We start from the raw sequence: 11176 nt of genomic DNA, 5'->3' as shown, positions 1-11176 counted from the left end.
TCACCGATATTTGAAGAGGTGCAGGAATATATCGCCCAACGAAAGCTGACGCGTCGGGTTCACTTATTGGGACGCCGCAACGACGTTCCGAATCTTCTGGCCGGATTTGATCTGTTCGCCTTGGCAACCGAGCAAGAGGCCGCCGGTATGGTATTTGTCGAGGCAGCGGCAGCCGGTCTGGCCGTGGTGGGCACCGACGTCGACGGTGTTCCGGAAATGATGGAAAATGGGGAAACCGGCCTGCTGGTCCCCCTGCACGATCAACAGGCGCTCACCGAGGCATTGCGCACCCTCATCGACGATCCGGTTCTTCGCAAGAAGATGGGAGACGCGGGGCGTCGGCGTGTGCTCGAAGAAGGGCGTTTTACGCCGCAGGCTATGGTAAACAGTATCGAATCCTGCTATTTGCGCTGGTTAAGCGAACGACAATGAAGAAAGCCCATTCGGTTCCTGTACTGATGTATCACCATGTGTCGCCGTCCGATGGCGCCATTACGGTGTCACCGAAAAACTTCGAAGATCAGTTGGCGTGGTTGGCGCGTAATGGCTATTGTTCCCTGACCACAGATGAATTTGCTGCGCATTTGCAAGGCGAGCCCATCGCCGACAAGTCGGTGCTGATAACATTCGACGACGGCTATCTCGACAACTGGGTTTACGCGTACCCCTTGCTGAAAAAATATGGCTATAAGGCCACCATTTTTATCGTCACATCGTGGGTCGGCGAAGGTGAAGCAAGGCCGGTGGCCGGCCAGGGCCAGGTTCCCCATACGCCTCCCCATGTAGAGTGCGAGCAACGGATCGCTGCCGGCGACGCTGACAGTGTCATGCTACGCTGGAGCGAGATCCGGGCCATGCAGGAAAGCGGCCTCATCGAATTCCACAGTCATACTCATACCCATACACGCTGGGATAAATCGGAACGAGCACACGAAAAAAATAGCCTGATTGCCCAGGAGCTCGAGCAATCGCGCAAGACCTTGATCGAGAAATTGGGCAGCGTTTCCGAGCACTTCTGTTGGCCACAGGGCTACTTCGACGCTGACTACGTGCGGGTGGCGCAACAGGCCGGATTCAAATATCTGTATACCACCCACGCGTTTGGTCAGAATCTGGCCGGTAGTGACCCTGCTCATATTCACCGCTTCGCCGTGCGAAACACGACGGGGGCCTCGGTAGGGCGACGTATCCAGGTCGCTTCCAATCCGGTCATAGCACCCGTCTTCAACCGATTCAAATTGTGGAAGCGTGCGCGCCGTCAGAAGGCGCAGGCCGGGGCATGACCTTATCTGTCATCATCATTACCAAGGACGAAGAAGCGCACATCGCAGCTTGCCTTGACTCCGTCGCGTTTGCCGACGAGATCATCGTCGTGGATTCCGGCAGTTCGGATCGAACTTGCGAGATCGCCCGCGGCAAGGGTGCGCGCGTCGTATCAACAAGCGATTGGCCTGGTTTCGGGCCTCAGAAGAATCGCGCACTCGATCTGGCCACCCAAGACTGGGTGCTGTCCATCGACGCGGACGAGCGTGTCACGCCCGAACTGGCCCGCGCTATACAGCAAGCCATCCGGCAGCCTCAGGCAGAGGCCTATGAAATTGCACGGCTTTCCAATTTTTGTGGGCGCTGGATTCGACATAGCGGCTGGTGGCCCGACTATGTCCTGAGGCTATTCAAACGCGGGGCCGCACGCTTTACCGATGCAGCCGTCCACGAGCGCGTGGTGCCCCAAGGTCGTGTGGCCAGGCTCGGAGCCCATTTTCTTCATTATCCCTATGCGGACATGCAGGCGCTGATCTCAAAAGTCAACCGTTACTCAACCGACGCGGCGCTCATGATGTATGCGAAAGGGCGTCGTACATCGATTCCGGGAATGGTGGGGCATTCAATATGGACTTTTATCCGGATATACCTGATCCGAAAAGGTTTCCTGGATGGGCGTGAAGGCTTCATACTTGCCGTGACGGCTGCAGCTGGAAGCTTTTTTCGCTATGCAAAGTTATATTTTCTGGGACGTGGGCAGTGAAGAGTCTCGACATGATTCCCATACTGATGTATCACCAGATCGGGCAGCCGTCCGCTCGTGGTACCCCCTATCGGGGGCTCACCGTTCATCCGGGCAGTTTTCGCCGCCAGATGACCTGGATGAGGCGGTTGGGTTACCAGGGCCTGTCGATGCGAGACCTTTTGCCATACCTGCGAGGAAGTAAACGTGGCAAGGTTTTCGGGATCACATTCGATGATGGTTATGTAAACGTGCTCGAAAATGCTTTGCCTGTGCTGAAAGAACTGGGGTTCACTTCTACGAATTATTTTGTGGCCAACCGTTTCGGCGGCAGCAACGAATGGGATCGCGAAAACGGAGTTCCAGCCTCGGCCCTCATGAGTCAGGAGCAGGCTCGCGCGTGGGTGCGCGGTGGCCAGGAGGCCGGCTCGCACACGCTGGATCATGTCAATTTGCCTGACTTGTCCCCAGAGGATGCGTTTGAGCAAATCAGACGCTCGCGAACGATTCTCGAAGACGTCCTGGACTCCGAGGTGACGTCATTCTGTTATCCCTACGGACACGAAACACAGGCGTTGCGCGACATGGTTCGCGACGCCGGTTATACCAATGCCACGACGACCAGCGGAGGGCTCGCCGGACGGCTCGACGACGTTTTCGGGTTACCCAGGGTAACCGTGGCGCGTTCAACGCATATGCTTCGCTTCCTGCAAAAATGCTTGACCCGTCTCGAGGAAAAAAGACGTCATGCCTGAACGTCGCTTGAGCATCGCGGTTGTGGTGGATCGGTTTGGCAGCCGTTTTGGTGGAGCCGAGGCATATGGCGTGGAGCTGATGCGCGAACTCGCCGCCCGGCATGACATCACCGTGTATGCCCGAGAGTACGACGAGGCCTGCGATCTGACCTTGCCGTTTGTACCGATCAAAAGCTGGAAGCACTGGCCAAGCTGGGTAAGGGTGTTGCTTTTCGCGATCCGGGTTCGTCGCCTGACTCGCGTGGGATACGACATAGTGCATTCGCACATGAATGGCTGGTGCGGCGACGTCGAAGTCATTCACGTGACTCCGGTCCGCTTCAACTGGCGGGTCCGGCCTTTGCCCATGGTCAAGAAGGCGCTTTCGTATCTAAGTCCACGAGTACAAACGTATCTGGGTCTGGAAGCCCGGCGAGTCGAGCCGCGTGCGGCTCATCGTGTCGTCGCGGTATCCACTTTAATTGCCGACCAGCTCGCCCAGGCCTATCCAGGCCTCACCACTATCCCGGTCATCCCCCCGGGCGTCGTTTCTTCATGCGAGGGCGACTCCAGTGAGCGTGCAACGATGCGCGAGTCGCTGGGTTATGCCGCCGACGATACAGTGTGTCTGCTGGTGGCGAGAAACCCGCTGCGCAAGGGATTGTCTACCGTCCTTGAAGCCCTGGACTGTCTGCCCGAGCACATAAAGCTGCTGGTGGTCGGGGGCAATGCTGCAGTACGTGAATATATCGCTCGTCGCAATCCCGACCACCTCCTGTCCCGGGTTCGTGTAATTGCAGAAACGCCACATGTTGCCCAATATTATCGAGCGGCCGATCTTTACGTGCATCCGACCCTGAATGACAGCTTCGGCATGGCACCACTTGAGGCGATGTCATTCGGGTTGCCGGTTGTGCTGAGTCCCGCGCCATGGTGCGGCTTCGCACAGTACATTGCGGCAGAAGAAGAGGCCCTTGTCCTGGGGCATCCGGAGGACGCAGTCGGGTTGGCGTCATGCATCCGCCGGCTGCACGAGAGCACCGACCTTAGAAGCCGGCTGAAGGCCGGCGGGGCCCAGGTCGTGGCGCGCCACAGCTGGCCAAGAGTGGCCCGGCAATACGAGGACCTTTACCAAGCAATACTGATTGAGCGCGCAGGCGCCACCATTCGCGCGGGTACAGTTGACAGATAATCGTGCGCCGGGCCGGATCCGGTTGTGACTGTACGATCCACTGATTACAATTTGCCTCGTTTTGACTCGAAGTGCAGCTTCGGCTTACGGGCATGAAAATATTAATTACAGATATCCATCATGGCAACGGCGGGGGCCATGTTACCTACATACTCAATTTGCTCGAAGGCTTGAAAGCGTCGTGCGACCTGACCCTGGCTTCGCCTCCCACGGGTCGTCTTTACGCCCGCGCGAAATCGATCAAAGGGATACGTGTATTGCCTGGTCTATATACGTCCCGGCCCCTGACACTGGCTGCAGAGGTGCTGAAGCTGCGACGATTCTTGTCAAGAGAGCGCTTTGATGTGGTTCACGTGAACGGCGGCGCAGATCATCGCCATGTCATGCTGGCCCGCATCGGCATGCGCCGACCCCCCGCTATTGTGTGGACCAAGCACAACACCAATCCGGTCGATAGTGTCGGACATCGATTGCGCGCGCGTTTCGGCACGGATTCGGCAATTGCTGTCTGTGAGTATGTACAGCGACAACTGAGTCGATCGGCTTACGGCAATAGGCCGATCCATGTCGTCAGAAACGGCATCGATCCACGATACGTGGGTTTCAGTACCGCCGAGCAGCGCCGGGCTAGCCGTGCGGCTCTCTTTGCCGATCTTCCCGAGGACGCCTTCGTTTTTGGAAGTGTGGGTGGAACGGATTACAACAAGGGTTGGCTGCTCTTGCTTCAGGCCGTTGCACGTTTGCCGATCGAAGAGCAAAGGCGGATTCGCATCGTGATAGCCGGTGACCCGCCCTCAGCGCAAATGCTGGCAGATGCGCAGGCGTCGGGGCTGGATCTTGGCCAAGTGGTGTTCCCTGGTCTGGTACCTGATATTCGCAATGTTTTGGCTGCCTGTGATGTTGGTTTTGTGTTGTCGTACCGGGAAGCAGCCTCTTACGCCAGCTGTGAAACCATGGCCGCCGGCCTGCCCACCTTGGTGTCTGCCGCAGGCGGTTTGCCGGAGAATGTGCGTGACGGTGTCGATGGCTGGGTGGTGCCGGTAGGAGACGTCGAGGCTTTGACGCGCTGTGTGTCCAATATACTGAAGACAAGTCCCGAAACCCTGGCGTCTCTGGGTGCATCGGCAAAGCACCGAATAGAAACGGTATTTTCCATTCCGACCTTTCTGGCGCACACGGAACAGGTGTACCGTGCTGCATGCAAACGCTATGACAGGGTACAAAGCGACGGTGCCCCGCTCAGATCCAGCCGCGTAACCAGTACATCAGCATCCCGACGTACTCCTTTATGATCGACCTGGAGGCGAAGAAGGTCCGTTCGTCAGGCAGCCAGAAAGAGAAGTCGGGGTCGTCCGGCACGACGATTTGTGGTGCCGAAGGGGCTGCTATAGGGGTAAGCCCCTGCTTGCTGAACGCCGCCATGGCGCGGGGCATATGCAGCGCCGACGTAACAAGAAGCACGCGATTTATGTTCTGCTCTTTCAGGATGCGTGCCGAATACAGTGCGTTCTCGTAGGTGTTGAAACTATTCTTTTCGAGAATGAGCGCGTCCGCAGGAACCCCTGTTTTTCTCAGATTGGCCGCCATGAACTCCGCTTCACTTTGCGAGCCTTCAAGTGCTGCGCCAGACAGGACGATAACCGGAGCGCGCTGGGCCTGATAAAGCGTGGCGGCAGCGGCGGTGCGAGTGACGGCGGTATCCCGGTCGTAGGGCTGGAACCAGTTCTGGCGGCCTCCTGCCGTGTGGCCACCCAGGACGACGATGGCTTGAGCTGCAGGTAATTCCGACGGGGGCGTGTACGGATAAAGTTGCTCAAGGCGTCCGCCCGCCCAGAGCGAAGAGGCAGGTAAAGACCAGAACACCCCCCATGCCAGACTCATGGCGACCAGTGCACCTGCTGTTCGTCGCCACCGGAGCATCAACAGCACAACGGCAATGACAAGCAAGGTCACGCACAGGTTGAGCGGAATAACCAGGTTGGCAAGAAAGCTCGATAGAGACATGCGTTAGAAGACAGTTTCCGTGATTAGCCGGGAAGTTTTCTCGGTGACCTCTGTCAGGGTGGGCCACTTGCCCAGCGAACCCAGACAGGTGGCTTGAGGTGACCACGGCCCGGTCCGGTGCTGATCCGTCACTCCGAAAAGCGTCAGCTGCCGTGCATTGACAGCGGCGGCCAGGTGCGACACGCCGGAATCATTGCAGATAACCAGAGCTGAAAGCTTGGTCAGTGTAGCAAAGCCCCCCAGACCCAGGGGTGGCAGGCAAATGGCGGTAGGAGCCGCCTTCAGGGCGGCCTCGCGTTCCGACGCCGGCGGACACATCGCCACGGTGTGGCCATGTTCCTGGAGTTGCCGGGTCAGCGCATCAAAATGAGGCCACACCTTGATTTTGCCCCGATGTAAACCTGTCGCTGTAGGGGCGATCAGAATGAAGCCTCCTGGGGTCATGCCGGCGGACAGCACCGCATCCAGGGCCTGTTCCTCGTGTTGAGGCGTTGTTTCAAGGCCCAGAGTCGCGGGAATGGCAGCAGGCATGATAGGCAGCTTCCAACGCTCCAAAGCCTGCGTCGTCAGATGGAACCAGGATTCCGCGGCGTGCATTTCATTTCGGGGCTTGCTGATGGGCCATCTCAACAGCAGGCTGCGGCCATCATCGCGGTAGCCTGCGGCCGGAACACCTGAAAATTTGAAAACCAGTGCGCTCGAGAGGGAGTCGGGCAGGATCAGACCCCTTGCATGTGCATGCCGCGCCTTCTTGCGATAGCTGGCAACGCGCGCCCGATCTTCGCGTACGCGGCCGGACATCTCGATAAACCCCGCCGTCTGATAGGCTGACAGCAGGTCACGGGCCCAAGACCGGGCACACACGACTACTGGCACGTCGGTATTGAGCATCAGGTTCAGGCAGGGCAGGCTCATGCACACGTCGCCGATCCAGTTGGGCAGACGTACATACAAGGCGGAATAGTTGGACATGGAAATCGGCCGTCGAACGAGAACTGGCGTCTATTATCAACCGTTTTTCAAGAACGTTAAAATGGACCTTTCCTGATCCATGAAAACAAAAGCGAGTCCGTCCTTGAGTTCAGCCTCTTCCATTCAACCGTCGCATGCAGCGCCCGTGCGTTTTGAGATGTGGCGCCGCATATATTCCCGGTTGGGACGTTACTGGAAGGCTGCGGTAGTGGCGATCTTGCTGATGAGCATCAGTGCTGCCACCCAGCCAGCCCTGGCTGTGATCATGAAGCCACTGCTTGACGACGGCTTCAGTGGAAACAAGCCCTATTACATCTGGGCGATTCCGGCAGCGGTTATCGGGTTGATGCTCGTGCGAGGCTTGTGCACCTTCTCCAGCAACTATGTGCTGGCCTGGGTGGCCAACAATATGTTGCTCGGCATTCGTCGCGAGATGTTCGAGCGCTTGCTAAGTCTGCCCGATTCGGAGTTCAGGCGAGGGGATACGGGGCGGTTGTTGAATCGCTTCACCATCGACGCTGGAAACGTCACCGGGCTGGCAACTGAAGTCATAACGGTCATCATCCGTGAAACCATGATTGTCGTGGCACTGCTTGCCGTGCTGCTATACATGTCGTGGCAACTTACGCTCATCGTGCTGGTCATGTTGCCGCTGTCGGTTTATGTGTCGCGAATATTCATCAAGCGCTTGCGCCGCATCAATCGAGACACCATCAATATGAACGCCGAACTGACACGCGTGGTCGGTGAGGCCATCGATGGTCAGCGGGTCATCAAGTTGTTTGATGGTTACGAGCGCGAGTCCGGACGCTTCCAATATGTCAACGCCCGCTTGCGGCGATTCGCAATGCGAGCTGTTTCGTCCGATGCTGCCATGTCTCCCATCACCCAGTTCTTTGTGGGCCTTTCGGTTTCGGCAGTGATTGCCGTGGCGTTGTATCAGGCGAATACAAAAGGTCTTACTGTTGGCAGCTTCGCCGCCTTTATGGCGGCATTGGGTCAGATCTTCGATCCCTTGAAACGTCTGACCAATATTGCAGGCGCCATGCAGCGGATGCTTGTCTCGGCGGAAAGCGTTTTTGCCCTCATCGATTACGATCCCGAAGAAGACAAGGGCAGGCACCAGTTCACTGGTCCCGTCAAGGGCCGCGTTGAATTCCGTCACGTCGTGCACCGTTTTCCTGATGCGCAATCCGACACGATCTCGGATGTTTCTTTCGTGGTCGAACCGGGGCAGACTGTAGCCCTGGTCGGCAGATCGGGCAGCGGCAAGACCACATTGGTCAATATGCTGCCAAGATTTGTCACCCCCAGCAGTGGTACTGTCCTGATTGACGAGGTGCCTGTCGAAGAATGTACGTTGCGCAGTCTGCGAGCCCAGCTTTCCCTGGTCAGCCAGGATGTTGTTCTGTTTGATGGCACCATTGCCGAGAATGTCGGCTATGGTTCACTTCACGAGGCCAGCCATGATGAAATACATAAGGCACTCAAGGCGGCCAATTTGTCAGAGTTTGTGGATAGCCTGCCACAAGGCATGGATACCCAGGTTGGCGAGAATGCCAATATGCTTTCGGGCGGACAGCGTCAACGTCTGGCCATTGCCCGTGCGCTGATCAAGAATGCTCCGATTCTTATCCTGGACGAGGCAACGTCTGCGTTGGACAGCGAGTCCGAACATCAGGTGCAGTCGTCGCTCGAGCTGCTCATGGCGGGCCGCACTACGCTCGTGATTGCTCACCGTCTTTCGACAGTACAAAAAGCAGATAAGATTCTGGTCCTGGACGCAGGGCGGATTGTCGAGCAGGGGCGCCATGACGAACTGCTGGAACAGGACGGTTTGTACGCCTCGCTGTACCGCATGCAGTTCAAAGACCCGGAATAGGGCAACTGGCCCTTACAATCTGCGCCTGAAACGCGTATCGATTTTGTATCTCAACATTGCTGCACCATTGAAACGTAGCCGACGAGGACTCTGCATGAAGAAAGCTGCCCTATTTATCGCAACGGCTGCCGTACTGGCGGGTTGCGCCAGTTCCCAGAGTGGTATGGGTCTTTATCAGATTGAAACGGCCCAATACTTGCGCGACGAGCGCAAATTGCCAATGGATTTCGTGCAGATACAGCGGGCTATATTCAAGCAACAGGCGCGCTGCGGATCGACACTGGACTTTAAAGTGGACGAGCGTCACCCCAGCTATGCTCGCGTTACTCAGCCGTTGATTGAAGGGGCCCAGCCAGGAGAATGGGATAAGTATATGATTCTCGGGCTGACATTGCTGCAGCAATCCTCGGCTAAAATTCTGGGTGTTACGCTGCGCGAAAGTGACGACCCTGCAACACGGGCGCAGCTGTATAGCTACTACACGCCAAGCCGCGATCAGGTGCGTGCCATCTTTGACGCGATTCTCAACCCGGAGCTTTGTCCTGGCGAGACGCCCCCCGAAGAATCCGGGAGCGCCTCGTCAAAAGATCGTAATAACTAGTTCAACAGTCAGATTGCCTTTGGCTCCCGGCGTAGCATCGGATGCGCACAAAGCATGATTACCGGAGCGCCTCGGTCAAATCAGCACAATGTCATATTGTTCCTGAGAGTACGAGCTTTCCAGTTCAAGCGATATGGGTTTGCCTACGAAGTCTCCGAGCATGGCCAGGTGCGAGCTCTCTTCTTCCAGAAACAGATCAATAATGGCCTGTGAGGCCAGGATGCGGAACTCCTTTGGATTGAACTGCCGCGACTCGCGCAAGATCTCGCGCAGGATTTCGTAGCAAACGGTCCGGGCTGTTTTGACGATGCCCCGGGAATCGCAAGTGGGGCAGGTTTCGCATAACTGGTGTGCCAATGAATCCCGGGTCCGCTTGCGCGTCATTTCGACCAGACCCAACTGACTGAACCCGCTGACGGTCATGCGGGTGCGATCTTTTCGCAAGGCCTTGTTCAATTCATTGAGGACCGCCTCGCGGTGTTCGGCATCGTCCATATCAATGAAATCCAGAATAATGATGCCGCCGAGGTTGCGTAGCCGCAATTGGCGAGCCAGCGCTACGGCAGCTTCCAGATTGGTCTTGAATATGGTGTCGTCGAAATTTCGGCCGCCGACGTAGCCGCCGGTGTTTACATCTACCGTGGTGAGCGCTTCGGTCTGGTCGATGATGAGGTAGCCGCCAGATTTGAGATCGACTCGCCTGGATAGTGCTCGGGCGATTTCCTCGTCGACATTGGCCGTATCGAACAACGGCCGTTCACCACTGTAATGCTTGATGCGGTCGACCACGGAAGGCGTGTAAGTGGCTGCCCACTCTTCCAGTTTCTGGGCCGTGCTGCGTGAATCGACGAATATGGTGCCGGTGTCAGCACTTACCATGTCTCGCAGAACTCTTTGCGGCAGGGTCAGGTCACTATATAGAAGGGCAGGTGGAGGAAGCGACTTCACCTTTTCCTGGATGCTGCCCCATAAGGTACGCAAATAGGATATGTCTGTCGCCAATTCTTCGTCGGTGGCACCCTCGGCCTGAGTGCGAACGATGAAGCCGCCGCTTTCTTCAGGCGGCCGTAGCTGCTGGACGCGCTCGCGCAATGAAATCCTATCTTCTTCAGAGTCGATCTTCTGCGAGATGCCAATGTGCGGGTCATGCGGCAAGTACACAAGCATGCGCCCCGCAATGCTGATTTGGGTGGAGAGTCGGGCGCCCTTCGTGCCCAGGGGGTCTTTAATGACCTGTACCATCAGTGGCTGGCCTTCGAACAGCAGTTTCTCGATGGGCGTGTGGGTCATGCCTGCTGCACGTTCGCTGCGGTTCTGGCGCAAGTCGGCTACATGGATGAATGCCGCCCGTTCCAGACCAATGTCGACAAAGGCGCTTTGCATTCCGGGCAGCACGCGAACAACTTTGCCCAGGTAGATATTGCCGACGTGGCCACGCTGGATACTGCGTTCCACGTGTAGTTCCTGCACCGCCCCTTGCTCGACGATGGCCACACGTGTTTCAAAAGGGGTTACGTTGATTAGGATGTCTTCGGTCATGGAGGTGAATTCCTGCGTCCCGGCGGGGTTAAAAGGGGCCGGATGTAGTTGCAAGATACATGAAAAAGACAGCGTTTTCTTCTTTTGGGCCTGGGATTAAATCGATAAAAAATATATTTATTTTCCCGTTCAATTGAATATTCGATACTGATCAATGGCTTACGTTGTGGTGGGTGGATTTTGGGAGCGTGAGGCGCTAAATTTGTGGCTGGTTGGCTTGCACAAGCGAAATTTGCTGTGCTATAGT

11 protein-coding genes are annotated in these 11176 nt (G+C 56.8%); 8 read left to right on the top strand and 3 right to left on the bottom strand.

The window, feature by feature from the left end; all coding sequences use genetic code 11:
• The 6 genes from Q1J88_RS12090 to Q1J88_RS12065 form a co-directional block, all read left to right on the top strand.
• Positions 1-432: glycosyltransferase (locus Q1J88_RS12090; RefSeq protein ID WP_301117973.1), on the top strand; the 432-nt coding region annotated here is incomplete at its 5' end.
• Positions 429-1283: a polysaccharide deacetylase family protein gene (locus Q1J88_RS12085; protein ID WP_301117972.1), complete on the top strand. Its 855-nt coding sequence runs from the start codon at positions 429-431 to the stop codon at positions 1281-1283. The genes Q1J88_RS12090 and Q1J88_RS12085, both read left to right, overlap by 4 nt.
• Positions 1280-2026: a glycosyltransferase family 2 protein gene (locus tag Q1J88_RS12080; RefSeq protein WP_301117971.1), complete on the top strand. Its 747-nt coding sequence runs from the start codon at positions 1280-1282 to the stop codon at positions 2024-2026. Before Q1J88_RS12085 ends, Q1J88_RS12080 begins: the two co-directional genes overlap by 4 nt.
• 26 nt (positions 2027-2052) lie before the next feature.
• Entirely contained in the window at positions 2053-2760 is a 708-nt protein-coding gene (locus Q1J88_RS12075) for a polysaccharide deacetylase family protein (protein WP_301117974.1), read from the top strand.
• On the top strand, positions 2753-3931 hold the full coding sequence (locus tag Q1J88_RS12070) for a glycosyltransferase family 4 protein (RefSeq protein WP_301117969.1): 1179 nt from the start codon (positions 2753-2755) through the stop codon (positions 3929-3931). Before Q1J88_RS12075 ends, Q1J88_RS12070 begins: the two co-directional genes overlap by 8 nt.
• A gap of 92 nt (positions 3932-4023) precedes the next feature.
• Positions 4024-5223, top strand: a complete 1200-nt coding sequence (locus tag Q1J88_RS12065) for a glycosyltransferase family 4 protein (RefSeq protein WP_301117968.1) — start codon at positions 4024-4026, stop codon at positions 5221-5223.
• Here the strand turns inward: Q1J88_RS12065 and Q1J88_RS12060 are convergent.
• Positions 5171-5935: a YdcF family protein gene (locus Q1J88_RS12060; protein ID WP_301117967.1), complete on the bottom strand. Its 765-nt coding sequence runs from the start codon at positions 5933-5935 to the stop codon at positions 5171-5173. The genes Q1J88_RS12065 and Q1J88_RS12060 overlap by 53 nt on opposite strands.
• Before the next feature lie 3 nt (positions 5936-5938).
• Positions 5939-6907, bottom strand: a complete 969-nt coding sequence (locus Q1J88_RS12055) for a glycosyltransferase family 9 protein (protein ID WP_301117966.1) — start codon at positions 6905-6907, stop codon at positions 5939-5941.
• A gap of 79 nt (positions 6908-6986) precedes the next feature.
• Between Q1J88_RS12055 and msbA the strand changes: the two genes are divergently transcribed.
• Positions 6987-8789: a lipid A export permease/ATP-binding protein MsbA gene (gene msbA, locus Q1J88_RS12050; RefSeq protein WP_301117965.1), complete on the top strand. Its 1803-nt coding sequence runs from the start codon at positions 6987-6989 to the stop codon at positions 8787-8789.
• A gap of 94 nt (positions 8790-8883) precedes the next feature.
• On the top strand, positions 8884-9390 hold the full coding sequence (locus Q1J88_RS12045) for a hypothetical protein (protein ID WP_301117964.1): 507 nt from the start codon (positions 8884-8886) through the stop codon (positions 9388-9390).
• Between the two features lie 75 nt (positions 9391-9465).
• On the opposite strand, the gene rng is transcribed toward Q1J88_RS12045, so the two are convergent.
• Entirely contained in the window at positions 9466-10929 is a 1464-nt protein-coding gene (rng, locus tag Q1J88_RS12040; protein WP_301117963.1) for a ribonuclease G, read from the bottom strand.
• Between the last annotated feature and the right edge of the window lie 247 nt (positions 10930-11176).

The organism is Pusillimonas sp., from assembly GCF_029263785.1.
Taxonomy (GTDB): Bacteria; Pseudomonadota; Gammaproteobacteria; order Burkholderiales; family Burkholderiaceae_B; genus Pusillimonas.
This window is presented reverse-complemented; position numbering and strand designations above follow the sequence as displayed.

Excerpts from the sequence above, each read along its gene's own strand:
- Q1J88_RS12085 (WP_301117972.1), top strand. The coding sequence starts at position 429 with ATGAAGAAAGCCCATTCGGTTCCTGTACTGATGTATCACCATGTGTCG.
- Q1J88_RS12080 (WP_301117971.1), top strand. The coding sequence starts at position 1,280 with ATGACCTTATCTGTCATCATCATTACCAAGGACGAAGAAGCGCACATC.
- Q1J88_RS12075 (WP_301117974.1), top strand. The coding sequence starts at position 2,053 with ATGTATCACCAGATCGGGCAGCCGTCCGCTCGTGGTACCCCCTATCGG.
- Q1J88_RS12070 (WP_301117969.1), top strand. The coding sequence starts at position 2,753 with ATGCCTGAACGTCGCTTGAGCATCGCGGTTGTGGTGGATCGGTTTGGC.
- Q1J88_RS12065 (WP_301117968.1), top strand. The coding sequence starts at position 4,024 with ATGAAAATATTAATTACAGATATCCATCATGGCAACGGCGGGGGCCAT.
- Q1J88_RS12060 (WP_301117967.1), bottom strand. The coding sequence starts at position 5,935 with ATGTCTCTATCGAGCTTTCTTGCCAACCTGGTTATTCCGCTCAACCTG.
- Q1J88_RS12055 (WP_301117966.1), bottom strand. The coding sequence starts at position 6,907 with ATGTCCAACTATTCCGCCTTGTATGTACGTCTGCCCAACTGGATCGGC.
- msbA (WP_301117965.1), top strand. The coding sequence starts at position 6,987 with ATGAAAACAAAAGCGAGTCCGTCCTTGAGTTCAGCCTCTTCCATTCAA.
- Q1J88_RS12045 (WP_301117964.1), top strand. The coding sequence starts at position 8,884 with ATGAAGAAAGCTGCCCTATTTATCGCAACGGCTGCCGTACTGGCGGGT.
- rng (WP_301117963.1), bottom strand. The coding sequence starts at position 10,929 with ATGACCGAAGACATCCTAATCAACGTAACCCCTTTTGAAACACGTGTG.